Source organism: Mycetohabitans rhizoxinica HKI 454 (assembly GCF_000198775.1).
Classification (GTDB): domain Bacteria; phylum Pseudomonadota; class Gammaproteobacteria; order Burkholderiales; family Burkholderiaceae; genus Mycetohabitans; species Mycetohabitans rhizoxinica.
This window is the reverse complement of sequence record NC_014722.1, coordinates 402,987-423,727: the sequence shown is the minus strand read 5'-3', so window position 1 is coordinate 423,727 and position 20,741 is coordinate 402,987. Positions and strand designations below refer to the sequence as shown.

Genomic DNA, 20,741 nt, shown 5'->3' with positions numbered 1-20,741 from the left:
GCCGCCCGCCGGCTCAATCGCTGCCAACCCACCCAATCCGCCTTTTACGACGACCGCTTTCGTTCGCCTATGCTGCGTCATCTGTCGATCCGGGACTTTGTCATCGTCGCCTCGCTCGACATTGAGTTCGAGCGTGGCTTTACCGTTTTTTCCGGCGAAACCGGCGCCGGCAAATCCATTCTAATCGACGCGTTGGCGCTGGCGCTCGGCGCGCGAGCCGACGCGACAGTGGTGCGCATCGGTCAGAGCCGTGCGGACATCACCGCAGAGTTCGACGCGCATGAGAGCGCCGCTCGGTGGCTGGCCGAGCATGCGTTCGATGACGGCAGCGGGCACGTGGTGCTGCGCCGCGTGCTCGACGCCAACGGCCGCTCGCGTGCGTTCATCAACGGCACGGCCGCCACGCTTGGCCAGTTGCGAGACATCGGCGAAATGCTGGTGGACATCCACGGCCAGCACGCCCACCAGTTGCTGATGCGCGGCGACGCGCAGCGCGAGTTGTTCGATGCGCACGCGGGCCTGACAGCGCTGGCTGCGGACGTCGCTCGGGCGTGGCGCGGCTGGCGCGACGCGGCGGCAGCCGTGCAGGCCGCGCAAGCGCGGGAGCGCGAGGTGCAATTCGAGCGCGAGCGGCTAGTGTGGCAATTGTCGGAGCTTGAGAAGCTGGCGCCGCAACCCGGCGAATGGGATGAGATCAGTGCCGAGCACCGCCGGCTGTCGCACGCGGCGAACCTGATCGACGGTGTGCAGGCGGCGTTAGGCGCCCTGTCCGAGTCGGACGATGCCATGATCACGCAACTGGGCACCCTCATCGCGAAACTGCGCGACCTGGCCGAGATCGACAGCGCGCTCGGCGACGCGTTGGCCGCGCTGGAGCCGGCCGAAATTCAACTGCAGGAAGCAGCCTACTCGCTGACCCACTACGCGCAGCGGCTCGAGCTGGACCCGGCGGGGCTCGCGCAGGTCGAAGCCCGGCTCGATGCACTGCATTCAACTGCGCGCAAATTCAGGATGCAACCGGATGCACTACCCGACGAGTTGCTGGCACGGCGCGCCCAATTGCAAGCGCTGGATGCAACGACGGATATCGACGCGTTGCACGCCGCGCAGGCACGCGCGAAGCAAGCCTATATGACGCTGGCGGAGCGACTCTCCAAGGCCCGCGCCAAGGCGGCCAAGGCGTTGAGCAGCGCGGTAACCACCGGGATGCAAGACTTGTCGATGGCCGGCGGGCGGTTCGACGTCGCGTTGGAGCCCTTGCCCGAAGGCGGCCAGCATGGGCTCGAGCAGGTCGAGTTCCGCGTGGCCGGCCACGCCGGCGTGCCGTTGCGGCCGCTGGCGAAAGTGGCTTCCGGGGGCGAGTTGGCACGCATCAGCCTCGCGCTGTCGGTGATCGCGAGCACTGCGAGCCCAACGCCGACACTGATCTTTGACGAAGTCGACAGCGGCATCGGCGGCGCCGTCGCGGAAGTCGTTGGGCGACTGCTGCACCAACTCGGCCAGATCCGGCAAGTGTTGTGCGTGACCCACCTGCCGCAGGTCGCCGCCCGCGGCGAGCACCACTTCAGCGTGGCCAAGTCCACCGATGCGCAAGGCGCAACGCTCAGCGAAGTGACCGCGCTGGATCGCGCGAGCCGCGTCGAGGAGGTCGCGCGCATGCTCGGGGGCGTCGAGATTACCGCCACCACACGCAAGCACGCGAAGGAAATGCTGGCCGCTTGAAGCGTCTTCACGCGCCGAAGACCTGCTCCCAGAGTCGCGTGACCGCGTCGCGCTCGGCCTGCACGCGCTCCGGCGGCACGCGCGCCTTGTCCATTCCATCGAGCCGCAGCGCATGTTGCAACTTGCGATAGGCTCGATAGGCGCCGCCAACCTGCTCCGCCTGTGTCTCGGACATCAGCCCGATGCGGGCCGCCTCGCGCAGCAACGCGATGTTGCCGGTGTTGCGCCGCAGCGCCGGATGTGCGCCGGCATGCAGCAGCACCCAATACTGGACGATGAATTCGATATCGACCATGCCGCCGCGATCGTGCTTCAGATCGAACAGTGCCGTGGGATTGGGATGGCCTTGGGCCACCTTTTGCCGCATCGCGGCGATCTCCGTGGCCAGCGTCCGCGCATCGCGCGGCTGAGCGAGCACCTGGGCACGGATCGCTTCGAACTGCGCGCCGATGGCCGCATCCCCGGCGCAGAAGCGCGCGCGTGACAATGCCTGGTGCTCCCATACCCACGCGGCGTTGGCCGCGTCCCCCTCGCGCAATTGGTACCGCCGGAAGGCGGTGAGGCTCGTGACCAGCAGCCCGGCCTCGCCGTTCGGCCTGAGCCTCAGGTCCACGTCGAACAGCGTGCCAGCGCCAGTAGACATGGTCAGCCACGTAATCAGCCGTCGTGCAAACAGCGCATAGATCTCTGCGGCACGCTCGTCGGGATCGTCGTACAGAAAGATAAGGTCCAGGTCTGACGCATAACCGAGTTCCTTGCCGCCGAGCTTGCCGTACGCAATAATCGAGAAGCGCGGCACGTCGCAATGACGGCGGGCCAACTGCGGCCATACGGTCTGCAGCGTCACATCCAGAACCGCGTCGGCCAGTTCCGACAACCGGTCGCTGATGTGCTCGACCGATAGATGGCCGCCGAGATCCAGCAGCAGGATCCGGAACACCTCGGCCTGGTGCGCGTGACGCAGCAGATCCATCTGGTGCTCAGCGCCGTCTGCATCGGCAAGTCGGGCGAGCAGCATCCGCTTGAATTCGGTCCAGTCAAACGGGCTGGCCAGCGCCTCGTCGTCGAGCAACTCGTCGAGTACCTGCGGATGGCGGATCAGATAGCCGGCGGCCCAACGCGACTCGCCAAGCACGGCGAACACGCGTGCCAGCGCAGCCGGATACTCAACCAGCAGCGCCAGGTACGAGCCTCGCCGCGCGACCGCCTCGAGCAGATCGAGAAAACGCAGCAGCGTCGCATCGACCCTTTCATGGCAATGCGTCGGCGCCGCCTCCAATGCGCGCAGCACGAGCGTGTCGAAACGCGCCCGATGACGCTCCGGCAGGCTGGCATAACGCGCGGACTGCCAGACCGCGTGCAATCGCAACAGGATGGCTGGCGGGTCGTTGAACCCCAGCGATGCAAGCCGGACGCGCAACTCATCGTCGGCCGCCTCATCGGCAAGTGCACTGCTCCAGATCCATGTGGCAGCTTCCCCCCACGCCGTGCCGCCAACCTTACCAAGCGCTGGGTCACCGGCACCAGCCGCGGCCGCGTTGCCACGCTTGCGAGCGAAGATCTGGTCGAACTGCTGCGCGACGAACTCGCGGTGGCACTCCAGCACGGCCAGCAGCGCCGGATAGTCGGCAAAACCGAGTGATGCTGCCAGTTGCGCGCGCTCGCCTTCGTCCACGGGCATCGCATGGGTTTGCGCGTCGTTCACATATTGCAGCCGGTGCTCGATGCAGCGCAGCATGTGATACGCCTGCGCAAGTCGCTGAACCGCGCCACGCGCGATCAAGCCGTGCGAGGCGGCATGATCGAGTACCGCCAGCGTCGGCCGAATACGAAACCCGGCGTCCTGACCGCCCCGGATCAATTGGAAAACCTGCGCGGTGAACTCAATCTCGCGGATGCCGCCGCGACCTAGCTTGATGTCATCGGCCTTGTCACGGCGCGACGACGCGCGGCGGGCGGCCTCCTGACGGATCTGCACATGCAGCGCCCGGATCGCCGCGATCACGCCGAAATCGAGATAACGGCGGTAGACGAATGGCCTGACTTGTGCCTCGAGCTGCGCCGCCAGTCGCGCGCCAGCATCGCTGTCCACGTCCGACACCAGCCGTGCCTTGATCCAAGCGTAGCGTTCCCATTCGCGCCCCTGCACATAGAAGTACTCTTCCAGCATGCCGATGCTGCAGACAAGCGGACCCGAATCACCGTTCGGACGCAACCGCATGTCCACGCGGAACACGTATCCATCCGCGGTATGCTCGGCCAGCGCACCGATCAGCCGGCGCCCGACCCGGGTAAAGAAGTCTTGATTCGAGATCGGCGCGCGGGAGCCACCCTCGGTCTCGCCGTCGTCCTCGTAGACGAAAATCAAGTCGATGTCCGAGGACACGTTCAACTCGCGTCCGCCGAGCTTGCCCATGCCAACCACGCCGAGCGTCTGCGGCTGTCGCTGCGCGTTCAGCGGCATGCCATACAGCGCGTGCAACTCAGCACTGATCGTGGCAAGCGAGCGGCGGATCGCCACTTCGGCCAAATCCGTCATCGTGCCGGTCACCTCCGGCACATCGGCCAGCCCGGCCAGGTCGCGCTCCATCACCGCACAAAACAGTTCGGTGCGCACCAGGCGCAGTGCGCGCTTGAGCACGTCGTCGCCCACAGGCTCGCTCTGCGGCGCGCCCAGCTGCGCGAGCCGCTGCTCGATCCAGTGCCGCGTGAGCGGCGCGCGCGCAAGCTCACGCACCCGCGCAGCCAGTTCGGGCCGTGCCGCGTACTGCCGGGCAGCATAGCGGGAGTAGGCGGCGCTCAACAGCGGTGCGGCGTCAGACGCAAGCGGGGAACTTGGCAGCGGCATGTCAATCATCGTGTCATTGGTGCGGCACATGCAATGGAACCCGCGGCGGCGGCGGGTTTGGCTCGCATGCCGTATGTTACATTTGGTTTTTCCGCCCAACCTATCATACGTTCCGCGCTCCTCGCATGCCCGACCGCCAGGAAACACTCGACCCGAACGATGCGCGCAACGCACAAGCCGGGAGCGGATGGCGGCGCGGGCCGAGCGAGCAGGTGCTGCGCCGCGTACTCGCATGCTGCGCGAGCGTGGCCATCGCACTGTACTTTGGCGCCGCGGCCACGTACGTCGGTCTGCGCTACGTCATCTTTCCCCAGTTGGATTCGCTGCGGCCGCACATCGAGCAACGGATCTCGGACACGCTGCACGCGCAGGTGCACATCGGTCGGCTAACCGGGCGCTGGAGCGGGCTGCAGCCGACGCTGGACATCGACCAACTGACGATCATGGGCCCGGACGGCCAGCGCATGCTCGCGGTGCCCACCGCCAGCGCAACGCTGTCGTGGCGCTCATTGCCGCGTCTGGCGCCGGTGCTCTCGAGCCTGATAGTAGAGCAACCCGAGATCTTCGCCGAGCGGCACCCCGACGGCACCTATACGATTGCCGGCGTGCGGGTGGATCCACGCCAGCACGGCAACAGCGCGCTCCTGCACTGGCTGATGACGCAGCGCGCCATCGTGTTGCGCGGCGGCGTCCTGCACTGGAGCGACGCGCAGCGCGGCTTGCCGACGCTGACGTTGCGCGGCATCCACGTGGCCATCGACAACCGCGGCCTGATTCACCGGCTCGGCGTGCAGGCGCAGCCGGACGGGCGCTTGCTGCGCGGGCCACTCGACTTGCGCGCACGCTTGCGCCATTCGCCACTGAAGCCGCTCACCGAGCCGGCAGGTTGGACCGGCACGATGTTTGTATCGAGTGGCAACCTGGCGCTGCCCGAACTGGCCCGCTACACGGATGCGCGCCTGGACGCGCAAAGCGGCACGCTGGACGTGGCTGCGTGGCTCGACTTCGCATCTGGCGAATGGAGCGGTGCACGCGGCGCATTATCCGGGTCCGCGTTGCGGCTGCGCATGGACCCGACGCTGCCGCGGCTGGACGTGCCTAGCATCGGGCTGGACTGGTCGCTGCGGCGCAATGACATGCGCAATCTCGATTACACGCTAAGCCTGGGCAATCTGCGCGCCGAACTCGGCGGGCAGGTCCCTCTGGCGGACGGCACGCCGATTACCCGACTGCTGAGCATCGGCGAATTCAACGGCCGATTCCGCCGTGCAACGCTGGGCCGTGGCCAACTCATCCGCATCAGCGGCGGTACGGTCGATCTTGGACTGCTCGCGCAGTTCGTGCGCACGTTGCCGCTGCCCCACCCTGTACTTAACGAACTGGACCGATTTGACCCGCGCGGCACGCTGGCAAACTATGCGATACAGGTCGAGCGCCGCGCGCCGCGTACCCGCGAAGCTGCCAGCGTGGCGGCTATTGAAGGCGGCGAGCCGATCGTGCGCTATCGCGTCAAGGCCGCACTCGAGGGTGTCAGCGTCGGCGCGCAGGAGCCGCCGCCGGGCCTCACACCGGGTGGCCACCCGCACGTGGGCCTGCCCGGCGCAGAAAATATCTGGGGCAAGATCGACGCCGACCAGAACGGCGGTCACGCGACGATCGATACCACCCACGGCGCGGTCACGATCCCAGGGGCATTCGACAATCCACGACTCACGTTCAATCGATTCGCGGCCGAAGCGACATGGACCGCGCATCCGCTAGCGTCGGATGCGACTCGCCCGGCCGTCGCCGTCAACCTCTCGCGATTCGTCGTCGATAACGACGACGTGCGTGCCAGCGCGACCGGCACCTACTCGAATCCCGGCCACGGGCGCGGCAAGCTCGACATGGAGGCGATGTTCGACCGGCTGTCGCTGCCCCGCCTCGCGCGCTATCTGCCGACCGGTGTCGACGAACATACCCGCGCCTACCTGGACCATGCGCTGACGGCCGGGACCTCGCACAATGCGACGATCGCCATCCATGGCGAACTGGCCGAGTTCCCGTACACACACGATCCACACGCGGGCATCTTCAAGATTGTCGCGCCGTTTCGAGACGGCGGATTCGATCCGACGCCGCACCCGCCGAAGCGGATGAGCAACGGCACGCCGCAGGTGTGGCCGGCGTTCGACGGCATCGACGGGCTGTTCCGGATGGACCAGAACGTGCTGCGCTTTGATATCCAGCGCGCACGCTACCAGCGTGTCGCCCTCACGCAATTGACCGGCCGCATCGATGATTTGGGCACGCTGAACTCGGATCTGGTGATCAACGGCGTGGCCAGTGGCCCGCTGGCCGACATGCTCGACTACGTGAATCGCAGCTCGCTGGCGGTACTGTCCGACCACCTGGGCGAGACCGTGCGGGCGAAAGGCAACGCGACGCTGGCGCTGCGGCTGGCGATCCCACGCCATCCGGACAAGCCGCATGTCGGCGTGAACGGCTCGGTTACGCTGGCGGACAACGCGGTGTCATTCGTGCCCGGCAAGCAGCTCGCCGCGCTGCCGCCGGTCACGCAAATCCATGGCAAGGTCGATTTCACCGAACACACGATGACGATCGGACGTGCCAGCGGCCAGTTCCTCGGCGGTGAGATCCACACCGACGGCGGGATCCAGCAGGACGGCTCGAGCCGCTTCGACGTGTCGGGTCACCTGCTTGCCGATGCAGCCCGGACTGCAGTGCCGCCCGGGCCGCTGGCCACGCTGCTCACCCGCATGTCGGGCGGCGCGCCTTACTCGGTGGCCGTGCGCACGCGCAAGAACGAACTGCCCGACATCTCGGCCACCTCGGATCTGAGCGGGCTGGCGCTGCAATTGCCGGCGCCGTTCACAAAGCCGACCGGCGTGCCGATGCCGTTCTCGTTGCGCCTGCGGCCCGCAACCGCCGGTGAGCGACCCGCGACAGGCATCAGTCGCCTAGATGCACGACTCGGTCCACTCAATGCTATTTATCTGGTGCGGCGCGGCAACGACGACAAGCTGGCGATCCTGCGCGGCGCGCTCGGCGTGAACCGGGAAGCGGTGCTGCCCAGTGAAGGCGTGACCGCGGCGGCGCACGTGGCGCACTTCGACGCAGACGCGTGGCGCGCACTGCTCGATGCCATGTCGATCCCCGCCGAGGCCATATCAGGTGAGCCGGCAGCGGCCGCTGCGCCGTCCCTACTTCCCGCTCCGACTTACGCCGCCCCATCGGCTTCTTCGCCGGACACGGCCTCCCCGTTCAACCTGACCGGCAATGTCGCGGCACTCGTACCCACCCGCGTCGGCCTGCACTTCGATACGTTGACGTTGTTGAACCGCCGCTGGGAAAACGTGGTAATCGGCGCGACACACACACCGGGCGCATGGCAAGCGAATATTGCATCGGACGATGTGTCCGGCCATCTCGCGTGGCACGCGAAGACGCCGCGCAGCCCATACGGGCAGCTTGACGCGCGGCTGGCCAAACTGGTGGTCCCGGACAGCCACGACGAGACACTGGTGAGTCGCGTGCTCGAGGAGCCAGCGCAGCATGTCCCGGCGATCGACCTGATCGTCAACGAACTCACCGTGCGCGGACACAATTTTGGCAAGCTGGAAGTCAACGCACGCAACATCGATGAAAACGGCGTGCCCGTCTGGCAATTGGACAAGCTGGATGTGACGAACCCAGCAGCCAAGCTGTCGGCAACCGCTAGCTGGAGAACGCCACGCCGCGCGCGCACCAGCACCAGCGACAACGGCACCGACGATAACCCGCGGCGCACTGCGCTGGATTTCAAGCTCGATATCGCCGACGGCGGTGCCCTACTCGACCGTCTCGGCCTGCCCCGCACGCTCAAGGGCGGCAATGGCACGCTGTCCGGCAAGGTCGGCTGGCGCGGTGGACCGACGCGCATCGATTATCCGACGTTGAGCGGAAACTTGTCGCTCGGACTGTCGCATGGCCAGATCCTAAAGGTTGAGCCGGGCGCTGCCAAGCTGCTCGGCGTGCTCAGCCTGCAAGCGCTTGCTCGCGTGGCGACATTGGACTTGGGCACGTTGTTTGGCGAAGGACTGCCGTTTGACAATGTGACCGCTACCGGCACGATTAGCCACGGCATCGCTAAGACCGAAGATTTCACGCTGAACAGTGCAGCAGCAAAAGTCACAATGCAAGGCAACGCGGATCTCGGGTGCGAGCAGCAGGACCTGCTGGTGACGGTGGTCCCATCGCTGAGCGTGGGTACTGCAGCACTGGCCACGGCCGTGGTCAACCCGCTGCTCGGCCTGGGTACCTTCGTCGCCGGCCTGGTCTTGTCCGACCCTATTTCGCAGTCGTTCGCGCGCCACTACGCGGTAACCGGCTCGTGGTCGCATCCGCAGGTCGAGCAGGTGTCGGACGATCGCGGTAAGATGGGCCGACCTGAATCTCATGTGTCACGGCAATGAACGACTCCGTTTTTCGCGCCAGCGGCTCCGCATCCGGCACGTTCGCGCTGGCGGCGCTGCAAATGGTCAGCACGCCGGACGTGTCGCGGAACTTGCAGGCCGCCGGCGAGTTGATCGCCGAAGCCGCCGCCGGCGGCGCGCAACTCGTGCTGCTGCCCGAGTATTTCTGCTTCATGGGGCATCACGACGCCGACAAGCTGGCCGTGCGGGAAGCGCCGGGCGACGGCCCGATTCAGCAATTTCTCGCCGATGCCGCAGCGCGGCATCGCGTATGGGTCATCGGTGGCACGCTGCCGCTCGTGGCCCCGGAACCGGGGCGGGTGATGAACACCACGCTGGTGTTCGACCCACAAGGCCGAGCCGTGGCCCGCTACGACAAGATCCATCTGTTCAACTTTGACAAGGATGATGAATCGTTCGACGAGGCGCGCACGATCCGGCCCGGTACCGACGTCGTCGCATTCGACGCGCCGTTCGGCCGCGTGGGCTTGTCGGTATGCTATGACTTGCGCTTTCCGGAGTTGTATCGCAAGCTTGGCGACTGCGCGCTAATCGTCGTGCCATCGGCCTTCACGTACACGACCGGCCATGCACATTGGGAGATGCTGCTGCGTGCGCGCGCCGTCGAAAACCAGTGCTACGTGCTGGCCGCGGCCCAAGGCGGCACGCATGAGAACGGGCGCCGCACATGGGGCCACAGCATGCTAGTGGACCCATGGGGCCAGGTCGTCGCAGTGCGCGCGGACGGTGCCGGCGTAGTATCGGGCACGATCGATGTCCAACGTATCACGCAGGTGCGGCAGAGTCTGCCGGCGTATCGGCATCGGGTGCTGGCATGAGCACACCGCAGCGTCGTTGCCCGCAAGCCGGCGGCGGTCCACACTGCTTCCAGCAAGGCCGCCCGCGGCTTGAATCGTGCCGTCGCGGCGCCAACTCCTGTCCATTTACCAGTCAAACGGGCGAGCCCGCATGAACATCATCGAACCTAACATCCGCCATCTCGCCATCGCCAAGGACCTGCTGCTCACGCGCTACGGACTCGACGAGGCCATCCTCGTGCGCACGCTGGGCGAGATTTTCTCCCATCGCGTCGACTACGCGGACCTGTACTTCCAGACGACCCGCAGCGAAGCGTGGAGCCTGGAGGAAGGCATTGTCAAATCGGGCAGCTTCAGCATCGACCAGGGCGTGGGCGTGCGCGCGGTGGCCGGCGAGCGCACCGCGTTCGCGTACTCGGATGATTTGTCGCCGCAAGCGCTGGCACAGGCAGCCCAGGCCACCCGCGCGATCGCCCGGGCGGGGGGCGGAAAGACCCGCGTGCGGGCGGCCGGTGCGTTGCGCGGCGTCGCGGGCCGCGACCTGTACCTGCCGGCCGATCCGCTGCACTCGCTAGATGCAAATGCGAAAGTGGCGTTGCTGGAGCGCGTCGAAAAAATGGCTCGCGCGAAGGACCCACGCATCACGCAGGTCATGGCAGGCTTGGCGGGCGAATACGACGTCGTGCTGGTGGCGCGCAGCGACGGCGCACTGGCCGCCGACGTGCGTCCGCTCGTGCGCGTGTCGGTCACCGTGATCGCCGAGCAGAACGGGCGCCGCGAGATCGGCACCGGCGGTGGCGGAGGCCGCTACGACTATGGCTATTTCACCGACGAGGTGATGACACGATACGTCGACGACGCGGTGCATGCCGCGCTGGTAAACCTGGAGGCGCGCCCCGCGCCCGCCGGCACGATGACCGTCGTGCTCGGGCCGGGCTGGCCAGGCGTGCTGTTGCACGAGGCGATCGGCCACGGGTTGGAAGGCGATTTCAATCGTAAGGGCTCGTCGGCGTTCGCCGGACGCATCGGCGAGCGGGTTGCGGCCAACGGCGTCACAGTGGTCGACGACGGCACGCTGGCGAACCGGCGCGGCTCGCTGAACATCGATGACGAAGGCAACCCCACGCAATGCACAACGCTGATTGAGGACGGCATCCTGACCGGCTACATGCAGGACACGCTGAACGCGCGGCTGATGAAGATGAAGATAACCGGCAACGCGCGGCGCGAATCGTATGCCGCGTTGCCGATGCCGCGCATGACCAACACCTACATGCTAGGCGGCGACAAGGATCCCGCCGAGATCATCGCGTCGGTCAACCATGGCCTGTACGCGGTCAACTTTGGTGGCGGACAAGTCGATATCACGAACGGCAAGTTTGTGTTCTCGGCCTCCGAGGCCTACATGATCGAGAACGGCAAGATTGCCTACCCGGTCAAGGGCGCAACGCTGGTGGGCAGCGGACCAGAGTCGCTTAAGTACGTATCGCTGATCGGCAATGACATGTCGTTGGACACAGGCGTGGGCGTGTGCGGCAAGGAAGGCCAGAGCGTGCCAGTCGGCGTCGGGCAGCCGACACTGCGCATCGACCGCATGACGGTGGGTGGCACGGTATGATGCCCATCGCGCAGATGCCGCAAGGGGATTGCGGTTTTTATTGAAATGACGCAATCATGCGTCGTCGTTGTCGCCCCCCTGTTGCCAACGGGGGGTCGTCCAGAGTATAAAGTTGGCGTAGTCAAAACCGACGCCACCTTTCAATTCGTTTGCATTCCGCGATGTCTGCCAAGTTTTATTTTTATTTCTTTTGGCATCTCAGGCCGCTGGCGGACCGAGAGGGTGGGTGACGGACAAGCGAATCACCCCCACATTCCCGAAAAACCGCCAGCCCGCCTGGCGGTTTTTTTTCGCCAGGCGCCAGGCCTCGAACACCGCGCGCGAGGCGCGTACCGTTGAACCGGAGAACCATGATGGCCCTGCACAACACCGATGATGTCCGAATCCGCGAGCTTAAGGAATTGCTGCCGCCCGCGCACCTGCTACGGGAGTTTCCCTGTGAGGAGCGCATCGCCGACCTGATCTTCAATGCTCGCCAATCACTGCATCGGATCTTGCATGGGATGGACGACCGGCTCATCGTCGTGATTGGCCCGTGCTCGATCCACGACACGCGTGCGGCACTGGAGTACGCACAGCGCCTAGTGGAGCAGCGTAAGCGCTTTGCCGGCGAATTGGAAATCGTGATGCGTGTGTACTTCGAAAAGCCGCGCACGACCGTGGGCTGGAAGGGGTTGATCAACGACCCTTACCTGGACAACAGCTTCAAGATTAACGACGGATTACGTACCGCGCGCGAACTGCTGGTGCAAATCAACGCGCTCGGGCTGCCGGCCGGCACGGAGTACCTGGACATGATCAGCCCGCAGTACATCGCCGACTTGATCTCGTGGGGCGCAATCGGCGCGCGCACCACCGAATCGCAGGTGCATCGGGAACTGGCCTCCGGATTGTCGTGCCCGGTTGGCTTCAAGAACGGCACCGACGGCAACGTAAAAATCGCGGTCGACGCGATTAAGGCCGCTTCGCAGCCGCACCATTTTCTGTCGGTGACCAAGGGCGGTCATTCGGCGATCGTATCGACCGCTGGCAACGAGGACTGTCACGTCATCCTGCGCGGCGGCAAAACCCCGAACTATGATGCGGCAAGCGTCGAGGCCGCATGCTCCGCGATCGGCAAGTTGGGGCTGGCTGCGCGATTAATGATCGATGCAAGCCATGCGAATAGCGAAAAGAAGCACGAAAACCAAATTCCGGTCTGCGCAAACATCGGCCGGCAAGTCGCCGCCGGCGACGAGCGCATCATCGGCGTGATGGTGGAGTCCCATCTGGTCGCGGGACGCCAGGATTTGAAGGACGGCTGCGAGTTGACCTACGGTCAAAGCGTCACTGACGCCTGCATCGGCTGGGACGATAGCGTGAGGGTGCTCGAAGAACTGGCCGAAGCGGTCCGGCAGCGGCGCATCGCGCGCGACAGCGGCAACTAACGCGGGCGGCAACGCTGCTACAGCGGCGATTGATCGGAGATAACCCCTTACCGGCAACGACGATCGGCCGGCGACAACCACTCACCGGCAATGGCGATCGACCAGCGACGGCCACTCACCGGCCACGGCGATCGACCAGCGACAGCCACTCACCGGTCACGGCAATTCATCGCAATGGCGATCGACGGCGGCGGCCATTGACGGACGACGGAGCATAAGCGTGCGCCGCAATGGGCTGGCGAACACCATGCCGTGATGCCAGCACGAGCAGCCCCTTACGCCCGCTCATGTTGCCACAGCACCTCCGGCTGGCCCGTCGCGTCATTGAGCACGCGGGCCAGGACGAACATCAGGTCAGATAGGCGGTTCACATACTGCCGCAGTGCAGCATCGACGGCTTGTTCATGGCCAAGCGCGACGATCGTGCGCTCGGCCCGCCGGCAAACGGTACGGCACAGATGCGACAACGCGGCCGAGCGCGAGCCGCCGGGCAAGACAAACTCACGCAGCGGCGGCAGTTGCGCATTGAAGTGCTCGAGCCAGCCGTCGAGCCGGGCGACATGCTCGCTGACGATCATCACCTCGCCCGGCATGCATAGCTGCGCACCGACATCGAATAAATCGTGCTGCACCGCAACGAGCACCTCCCGCACACGGGCCGGCAACGTTTCGGCCAGCAGCACGCCCAGCGACGAATTCAGCTCGTCTACGTCGCCGATCGCCGCGATGCGTGTATCGTCCTTGGCCACGCGGCTTGCGTCCCCCAGACCGGTGGTACCGTCGTCACCCGTTCGCGTGACAATCTTGCTCAAGCGGTTTCCCATCATGGCTCCTGTGATTGACGAGCAGATCGAGGGCAGTTTGCCATATCAGGGCAGCTTGCCGTGTCCGCCGCGCATTATAGTGGCGTGCATGCCACCACGCGGTCTCGTCCGGCGCGCCGCCTCGCGATGCAAACGGCTTGGGCGATGCGCATTGGCTTAAAATAGTAAATCAGTTGACCAGCTTGCCTGCCATGCGTTCAGGAGACCACCCCGTGACTCATTCGATTGCGCGTGCCGCCGTGCGCAAGCCCTTCCCCCCATCACTGCTCGACGCGCTCAAGGACACATTCGGCGAGCGCGTTTCGGTCGCCGAAGCGGTGCGCGCGCACCATGGGCGCGACGAGTCGATGTTCGATCCGCAGTGGCCGGATGCAGTCGTCTACGCCCGCACGGCGCAGGAGGTCGCGACCATTGTCGCGCTGTGCGCGCAGTACGAGGTGCCAGTGATTCCGTATGGCAACGGCTCGTCGCTTGAAGGACATCTGCTCGCGGTGCAGGGCGGCGTGACGATCGATCTGTCCGAGATGAACCACGTGTTGTCGATCGACGCGCACGATCTGACGGCCACCGTGCAAGCCGGCGTGTCGCGCAAGGCGCTCAATGACGCGTTGCGCGGCACTGGCTTGTTCTTCCCGATCGACCCCGGCGCCGACGCGAGCATCGGCGGCATGGCCGCCACGCGCGCCTCGGGCACGAATGCGGTCCGCTACGGCACGATGTGCGAGAACGTACTGGGCTTGACGGTGGTGCGGGCCGATGCACGCATCATCCACACGGGCTCGCGCGCGCGCAAGTCGTCGGCGGGCTACGATCTGACACGCCTCTTTGTTGGCTCCGAAGGCACGCTTGGCGTGATCACCGACGTCACCGTACGCCTATACCCGTTGCCTGAGGCAATTTCCGCGGCCGTGTGTGCATTTCCAAGCATGGGCGAGGCCGTGCGCACCGTGATCGAGACGATCCAGCTCGGCGTGCCGGTGGCGCGCGTGGAATTCGTCGACGCGCTCGCGATCCGTGCGATTAACCGCCACTCGAATCTAACGTTGCCGGAGATGCAAACGCTGTTCTTCGAGTTCCACGGCAGCGAGACCGGCGTGCGTGAGCAGGCGCAGACGGTGCAGGACATGGCTGCGCAACATGGCGGGCAAGGCTTCGAATGGGCCACCCGCCCGGAGGAGCGCAGCCGGTTGTGGAACGCGCGGCACAGCGCATACTTTGCGATGTTGCAGTTGCGCCCCGGTTGCCGCGCGCTGACCACCGACGTGTGCGTGCCTATCTCGCAGCTGGCTGAATGCGTCGAACAGACAGAGGCGGACCTGAAGCAATCGTCACTGCTGTGCCCGATCGTGGGCCACGTCGGCGACGGCAACTTCCACGTCGCGATGCTGATCGACCCCGCTAGTCCAGCCGAGATCCATGAGGCGGAGCAGTTGAACCAGCGGATCGTGTCACGCGCGCTGCGCTTTGGCGGCACATGCACCGGCGAGCACGGCGTCGGCCTGCACAAGATGGATTTCCTCGTGGACGAGCATGGCGCGGATGCCGTTGACACGATGCGAGCGATCAAGCACGCGCTTGATCCGCACAATCTGATGAATCCCGGCAAGATCTTCGCCTTTCACGGACCGCACTAGACACGTCGCGCGGAGCATGCCATGAACGCTTCAGTCGAACCGTCCCCGGAAGCCATCGCGGCGCGACAACGCGAAGTGGTTCAGGCGCTGACGACGGTGTTGCCCCCGCACTGCCTACTATATCGCGACGAGGATACGGCACCGTACGAATGCGATGGGCTTGCCGCGTATCGGCAGCTGCCACTCGCGGTGGTGCTGCCCGAGACAGAATCGCAAGTGCGGCGCGTGCTGCAGACATGCCACCGGCTCGACGTGCCGGTGGTGCCGCGCGGCGCCGGCACGGGTCTGTCCGGTGGCGCGATGCCGCTGCGCGATGGCATCGTGCTGTCGCTCGCGCGCCTCAACAAGATCATCAACATCGATCCCTACGCGCGTACCGCGACGCTCCAGCCTGGTGTGCGCAATCTGGCGATCTCGGAGGCGGCCGCGCCATACGGGCTGTACTACGCGCCGGATCCCTCATCGCAGATCGCCTGCACGATCGGAGGCAATGTCGCCGAGAATGCTGGCGGCGTGCATTGCTTGAAATACGGCTTGACCGTGCATAACGTGCTGCGCGTGCGCGCGATCACGATGGAGGGCGACCTGGTCGAATTCGGCTCACTGGGCCCAGATTGTGCGGGGCTGGACCTGCTGGCGGTGCTGATCGGCAGCGAAGGCATGTTTGCCGTCGTCACGGAGGTGACGGTCCGGCTGCTCCCGAAGCCGCAAGTGGCGCAGGTCATCATGGCCAGCTTTGATGACGTAGTCAAGGGCGGCGCCGCGGCTGCGGCGATCATCGCGGCCGGCATCGTGCCCGCGGGCCTCGACATGATGGACCAGTTGGCCACGCATGCGGTGGAGGAATTCGTGCAGGCCGGCTACGACCTAGAGGCGCAGGCTATTCTGCTGTGCGAGTCCGACGGCACTCCCGACGAGGTCGCCGACGAGATCGAGCGCATGACTGCGGTGCTGCATGCGCATGGTGCGACGCGGATCCAGATCTCGCGCTCGGAGGCGGAGCGGCTCAAGTTTTGGTCCGGGTACAAGAATGCATTTGCGGCCGCGGGGCGTATCTCGCCGGATTACTATTGCATGGACGGTACCGTGCCGCGGCGGGCGATCGGGCCGCTGCTCGCGCGCATCGCCGAGATGGAAAAGCAATACGGGCTGCGCTGTATGAACGTCTTCCATGCGGGCGACGGCAATATGCGTTCGCTGATCCTATTCGACGGCAACGATCCCGATGAGTGGCGGCGCGCCGAGGCATTCGGTGCGCAAATGCTGGAAACCTGCGTGGGACTCGACGGCACGATCACCGGCGAGCATGGCGTGGGCATCGAGAAGACCGATGCGATGTGCGTGCAATTCTGTGCTGAGGAGCGCGATGCGCTCCTCGCGGTTAAGCGCGCGTTCGACCCGCCAGGGCTGCTGAATCCGGGTAAGGACATCCCGACGCGGGCGCGCTGCGCCGAGTACGGCAAAATGCGGGGCCATCAAGGTTTGCTGCCGCATCCCGAGTTGCCGAGGCGCTGACACGATGACGCAGATGCCGCATCCATACGCGAGCCTGCGCTCGCAAGTCACGCAAGCCAGCGAGCGCGGCGTGCCGCTGCAGATCCGCGGCGGCGGCACAAAGTCGTGGTATGGCCAGAACATCGAGGGGGAAGTGCTCGATACGCGCGAGGTAAGCGGCATCGTCGCTTACGATCCGGCCGAACGGGTGATCACCGCGTACTGCGGCACGCCGTTGGCCGACATCGAAGCGGCACTGGCTGAACATCGTCAGATGCTCGCATTCGAGCCGCCGCACTTCGGTCATGGCGCGACGATCGGCGGCTGCATCGCCGCCGGCCTAGCTGGCCCACGCCGTGCCAGCGCGGGCGCGGCGCGCGACTTCGTGTTGGGTGCGACCGTGATGAACGGACGCGGCGACATGCTGCGCTTGGGCGGGCGCGTGACGAAGAATGTCGCCGGCTACGATATCGCGCGGCTGATGGCCGGCTCACTCGGCACACTCGGCCTGCTGCTGGACGTGTCGTTGAAAGTGCTGCCGCGCCCGCAGGCAGAGTTGACGCTAAAGTTCGACATGAACGGCACCGACGCGGTACGCAAGCTCAACGAATGGGCCGGCCGGCCGCTGCCATTGACGGCCAGTGCGTGGCGCAACGGCACGCTGGCGTTGCGTCTGGGCGGCGCGGACAGTGCGCTCAAGAGCGCGCGCAACACGCTCGGCGGCAAAGTGATCGACGCGGTGGAGGCCGAGCGCTTTTGGACCGGGCTACGCGAGCAGACCGATGCGTTCTTTCGGATCATTCCCGCCGACGCGGCGCTATGGCGCCTATCGCTGCCGTCGATCACCGAACCGCTACAATTACCCGGAGTCCAGTGGATGGAATGGGGGGGCGCGCAGCGCTGGTGGGTCACCGATACCGATGCGCAGACGGTGCGCATGGCGGTGCGGCAGGCCGGCGGCCATGCGACGCTGTTTCGCTGCGGTTCGCGCTACAATCGTAACGTTGGCGTGTTCACTGCGCTGCCGTCGCCGCTGATGAGCATTCATCGCCGCCTGAAAGCGGTATTCGACCCGGCACGCATCTTTAATCGTGGCCGGCTCTATCCGGACCTCTGACCGTTGCGATGCAGACCCATCTCGCGGACTTCATTCGCCATACACTGGACGGCAACGAGGCCCATGCCATCCTGCGTCAATGCGTGCATTGCGGTTTGTGCACGGCGACCTGCCCTACCTATCAAATCCTCGGCGACGAACTGGACGGCCCGCGCGGGCGCATCTATTTGATCAAGCAAATGCTCGAGGGCGCGCCGGTCACGCGGAGCACACAGTTGCACCTGGACCGCTGTCTAACGTGCCGCAATTGCGAGACGACTTGTCCGTCCGGCGTGCAGTACGGGCGACTGGCACATATCGGGCGCAAGCTCGTCGAGCAGAAGGTGCCGCGCCGCTGGCGCTCGCGGCTCGTACGGCGCCTGCTGGCGAGCTTTTTGCCGAATGCGACACTGTTCACGCCGGCGATGCGGCTCGTACAACATGTGCGCCCGCTGCTGCCCAAGCGACTGCGCGCCAAGGTGCCACTACGGCAACATCCGCGCGCGTGGCCGACAGCGCGGCACCGGATCAGGATGCTGATGCTGACCGGCTGCGTGCAGCCCGGCATGATGCCCAACATCAACGTCGCGACCGCGCGCGTGCTCGACGCGCTCGGCATCGAGCCGGTCGTGGCCGACGACGCTGGCTGCTGCGGCGCCATCCGGCTGCACTTGGGGTACCACGCGCAGACGCTCGATGACGCACGCCGCAACATCGACGCATGGTGGCCCCACATCGAGCAGGGCGCGGCGGCCGTCGTCATCAATGCCTCCGGGTGCGGCGCGACGATCAAGGAATACGGACACCTGTTGCGCGATGATCCAGCCTACGCTCATAAGGCGGCGCACGTGGCCAGCCTGGCACAAGATCTGGCCGAGCTGCTGCCCCGCTATGAAGCCGAACTTGCGTGCCGCATACGCCGGCGCGACGTACATACGGTCGCCTACCATCCGCCATGCACGCTGCAGCATGGGCAGAAAATTACCGGGCGCGTCGAGCGGCTGCTCCAGGCGCTCGGGTTGGAGGTGCGTGTACCATCCGACGCACACCTTTGCTGCGGCTCGGCCGGCACGTACTCGGTGCTGCAGCCGGCGCTGTCCTACACGCTGCGCAACCAAAAGCTTGAACGCTTGTCGGCACTTGAGCCACAGATGATCGTCTCGGCGAACGTGGGCTGCATTGCGCATCTGCAAAGCGGCACGTCAACGCCGGTCGCGCATTGGATCGAACTCGTCGATCGCCTGCTGTCTGATTAAACCCTTCCCCGTTCCACGTCATGTCCACCCTCATTGCGCCACATCTGGACGAAGTTTGCCGACGCATTGCCGCGGTGGCTGCGGCCGCCGGCCGCGATCCGGCGAGCGTACAATTGCTCGCCGTATCCAAAACCTTTCCAGCCGACGCCATACGCGCTGCCCACGCGGCGGGCCAGCAGGCGTTTGGTGAAAACTATGTGCAGGAAGCGTTGGACAAAATCGCCGCCCTGCAGCCGTTGCGTGCATCGCTCGAATGGCATTTCATTGGACCGCTGCAGTCGAACAAGACGCGGCCGGTCGCCGAGCAGTTCGATTGGGTGCATTCAGTCGATCGACTCAAGATCGCGCACCGGCTGTCCGAGCAACGGCCCACCCACCTGCCGCCGCTCAATGTCTGCGTGCAGGTGAATGTCAGCGGCGAGGCGTCCAAGCACGGCGTCGCGCCCGATGATGTGGCCACGCTGGCGCGCGACGTTGCGGCGCTGCCCCGGCTACGGCTGCGCGGACTGATGTCGATCCCCGAGCCCGTGTCCGGACTGCACGCCCAGCGCGCGCCGCATCGGCGATTGCGTGAACTATTCGATGCTGTCAATGCGCAAGGCCTCGGCCTCGATACGCTGTCGATGGGCATGTCGGCCGATCTGGACGCGGCTATTCTCGAAGGCGCGACGATCGTGCGGGTCGGCACCGCGATTTTCGGCCCACGAACCTACCCCACTCACTGAACGAGATCCTTATGAAAATTGCATTCATCGGCGCAGGCAACATGGCCGCTGCCCTGATCGGTGGGCTGCTCAAGCGTGGCATCCCGGCCGCTGACCTGTACGCCATCGACCCATCGGCCGACGCGCGCGCACGCTTGACGCAGCAGCACCCAATACGTACCGGCGAGGCGGCCGACGCGTCGCTCGGCGACTACGATGCCATCGTCATCGCGGTCAAGCCCCAGGTGATGAAAGCCGTGGTCGAATCGCTCGTGCCGTGGTTGCGTGCGCAGCTCATCATCAGCATTGCCGCCGGGATCCGCGCTGCGGACATCGCGCATTGGCTCAACGGCTACCAGCGCGTGATACGCACGATGCCCAATACCCCGGCGCTGATCGGCAGCGGGGTGACCGGCCTGGCAGCGCTGCACGGTGTCGATGATGCCGGCCGGGCACTCGCCGAGCGGGTGCTACGCGCGGTAGGCGAGGTCGTGTGGTGCGACGATGAATCGAAAATCGATGCGGTGACGGCCATTTCGGGCAGCGGCCCAGCCTACGTGTTCTACTTCATTGAGGCCCTGCAGCGCGCCGCGCGCGAGCTGGGACTCGATGACGAGCAGGCACGCGCGCTGGCGCTCGCCACGTTCACCGGCGCCGCCCAACTGGCCGCACAGTCAGGCGAGCCTGCCAGCGTGCTGCGCGAGCGCGTGACCTCGAAAGGTGGCACAACGGCCGCCGCGCTCGAGTCCTTCGAGGCCGACGGCATCGGTGCGGCGATCGTACGCGGCGCGTTGGCGGCCCACGCCCGGGCAATTCAAATGGGCGACGCGTTCGGCAAGCAATGAG

At 65.6% G+C, this 20,741-nt stretch carries 13 protein-coding genes; 11 read left to right on the top strand and 2 right to left on the bottom strand.

The features are described from left to right. The first annotated feature begins 69 nt into the window (after positions 1–69). Positions 70–1,722: a DNA repair protein RecN gene (recN, locus tag RBRH_RS01845; protein WP_041753032.1), complete on the top strand. Its 1,653-nt coding sequence runs from the start codon at positions 70–72 to the stop codon at positions 1,720–1,722. Positions 1,723–1,729: 7 nt separating this feature from the next. On the opposite strand, the gene glnE is transcribed toward recN, so the two are convergent. Then, positions 1,730–4,579 carry a bifunctional [glutamate--ammonia ligase]-adenylyl-L-tyrosine phosphorylase/[glutamate--ammonia-ligase] adenylyltransferase gene (gene glnE / locus RBRH_RS01840; RefSeq protein WP_232509318.1) on the bottom strand — a complete coding sequence of 950 codons (2,850 nt, stop codon included), beginning with the start codon at positions 4,577–4,579 and terminating at the stop codon, positions 1,730–1,732. 116 nt (positions 4,580–4,695) lie between these two features. On the opposite strand from glnE, the gene RBRH_RS01835 reads away from it, so the two are divergent. The 4 genes from RBRH_RS01835 to aroG all read left to right on the top strand — a co-directional run bounded on the left by RBRH_RS01835 (position 4,696) and on the right by aroG (position 12,887). Next, the gene (locus tag RBRH_RS01835; RefSeq protein ID WP_013434194.1) at positions 4,696–9,024 is read left to right on the top strand and encodes a YhdP family phospholipid transporter; all 4,329 of its coding nucleotides are present in this window, start codon (positions 4,696–4,698) and stop codon (positions 9,022–9,024) included. Beyond that, complete coding sequence (locus RBRH_RS01830) at positions 9,021–9,863, top strand: carbon-nitrogen hydrolase family protein (protein WP_013434193.1); 843 nt, start codon at positions 9,021–9,023, stop codon at positions 9,861–9,863. Before RBRH_RS01835 ends, RBRH_RS01830 begins: the two co-directional genes overlap by 4 nt. Before the next feature lie 130 nt (positions 9,864–9,993). Then, positions 9,994–11,460 (top strand): metalloprotease TldD, encoded by a 1,467-nt coding sequence (tldD, locus tag RBRH_RS01825; protein WP_041753031.1) that lies wholly within the window; start codon positions 9,994–9,996, stop codon positions 11,458–11,460. A gap of 353 nt (positions 11,461–11,813) precedes the next feature. After that, a complete protein-coding gene (aroG, locus tag RBRH_RS01820; protein ID WP_041754025.1) occupies positions 11,814–12,887 on the top strand; it encodes a 3-deoxy-7-phosphoheptulonate synthase AroG in 1,074 nt (357 codons plus the stop codon). Between the two features lie 275 nt (positions 12,888–13,162). Here aroG and RBRH_RS01815 read toward each other — a convergent pair whose 3' ends face one another. After that, a complete protein-coding gene (locus RBRH_RS01815) occupies positions 13,163–13,714 on the bottom strand; it encodes a cob(I)yrinic acid a,c-diamide adenosyltransferase (protein ID WP_013434189.1) in 552 nt (183 codons plus the stop codon). 188 nt (positions 13,715–13,902) lie between these two features. On the opposite strand from RBRH_RS01815, the gene RBRH_RS01810 reads away from it, so the two are divergent. Genes RBRH_RS01810 through proC form a run of 6 tightly spaced genes read left to right on the top strand, consistent with a single transcriptional unit; the run spans position 13,903 to position 20,740 of the window. Next, on the top strand, positions 13,903–15,345 hold the full coding sequence (locus RBRH_RS01810; RefSeq protein WP_157864314.1) for an FAD-binding oxidoreductase: 1,443 nt from the start codon (positions 13,903–13,905) through the stop codon (positions 15,343–15,345). A 21-nt stretch (positions 15,346–15,366) separates the two neighbouring features. Further along, positions 15,367–16,860: an FAD-linked oxidase C-terminal domain-containing protein gene (locus RBRH_RS01805; RefSeq protein ID WP_013434187.1), complete on the top strand. Its 1,494-nt coding sequence runs from the start codon at positions 15,367–15,369 to the stop codon at positions 16,858–16,860. Between the two features lie 13 nt (positions 16,861–16,873). Then, complete coding sequence (gene glcE / locus RBRH_RS01800) at positions 16,874–17,956, top strand: glycolate oxidase subunit GlcE (protein WP_041754022.1); 1,083 nt, start codon at positions 16,874–16,876, stop codon at positions 17,954–17,956. 8 nt (positions 17,957–17,964) lie between these two features. Further along, positions 17,965–19,191 carry a glycolate oxidase subunit GlcF gene (gene glcF, locus RBRH_RS01795; RefSeq protein WP_013434185.1) on the top strand — a complete coding sequence of 409 codons (1,227 nt, stop codon included), beginning with the start codon at positions 17,965–17,967 and terminating at the stop codon, positions 19,189–19,191. A 20-nt stretch (positions 19,192–19,211) separates the two neighbouring features. Next, on the top strand, positions 19,212–19,916 hold the full coding sequence (locus RBRH_RS01790) for a YggS family pyridoxal phosphate-dependent enzyme (RefSeq protein WP_013434184.1): 705 nt from the start codon (positions 19,212–19,214) through the stop codon (positions 19,914–19,916). 11 nt (positions 19,917–19,927) lie between these two features. Further along, positions 19,928–20,740, top strand: coding sequence for a pyrroline-5-carboxylate reductase (gene proC / locus RBRH_RS01785; protein WP_013434183.1), 813 nt, complete (start codon positions 19,928–19,930; stop codon positions 20,738–20,740). Position 20,741 lies beyond the last annotated feature (1 nt).

Excerpts from the sequence above, each read along its gene's own strand:
- glcF (WP_013434185.1), top strand. The coding sequence starts at position 17,965 with ATGCAGACCCATCTCGCGGACTTCATTCGCCATACACTGGACGGCAAC.
- glnE (WP_232509318.1), bottom strand. The coding sequence starts at position 4,579 with ATGATTGACATGCCGCTGCCAAGTTCCCCGCTTGCGTCTGACGCCGCA.
- tldD (WP_041753031.1), top strand. The coding sequence starts at position 9,994 with ATGAACATCATCGAACCTAACATCCGCCATCTCGCCATCGCCAAGGAC.
- RBRH_RS01790 (WP_013434184.1), top strand. The coding sequence starts at position 19,212 with ATGTCCACCCTCATTGCGCCACATCTGGACGAAGTTTGCCGACGCATT.
- RBRH_RS01810 (WP_157864314.1), top strand. The coding sequence starts at position 13,903 with ATGCGTTCAGGAGACCACCCCGTGACTCATTCGATTGCGCGTGCCGCC.
- RBRH_RS01805 (WP_013434187.1), top strand. The coding sequence starts at position 15,367 with ATGAACGCTTCAGTCGAACCGTCCCCGGAAGCCATCGCGGCGCGACAA.
- aroG (WP_041754025.1), top strand. The coding sequence starts at position 11,814 with ATGGCCCTGCACAACACCGATGATGTCCGAATCCGCGAGCTTAAGGAA.
- RBRH_RS01830 (WP_013434193.1), top strand. The coding sequence starts at position 9,021 with ATGAACGACTCCGTTTTTCGCGCCAGCGGCTCCGCATCCGGCACGTTC.
- proC (WP_013434183.1), top strand. The coding sequence starts at position 19,928 with ATGAAAATTGCATTCATCGGCGCAGGCAACATGGCCGCTGCCCTGATC.
- glcE (WP_041754022.1), top strand. The coding sequence starts at position 16,874 with ATGCCGCATCCATACGCGAGCCTGCGCTCGCAAGTCACGCAAGCCAGC.
- recN (WP_041753032.1), top strand. The coding sequence starts at position 70 with ATGCTGCGTCATCTGTCGATCCGGGACTTTGTCATCGTCGCCTCGCTC.
- RBRH_RS01815 (WP_013434189.1), bottom strand. The coding sequence starts at position 13,714 with ATGATGGGAAACCGCTTGAGCAAGATTGTCACGCGAACGGGTGACGAC.
- RBRH_RS01835 (WP_013434194.1), top strand. The coding sequence starts at position 4,696 with ATGCCCGACCGCCAGGAAACACTCGACCCGAACGATGCGCGCAACGCA.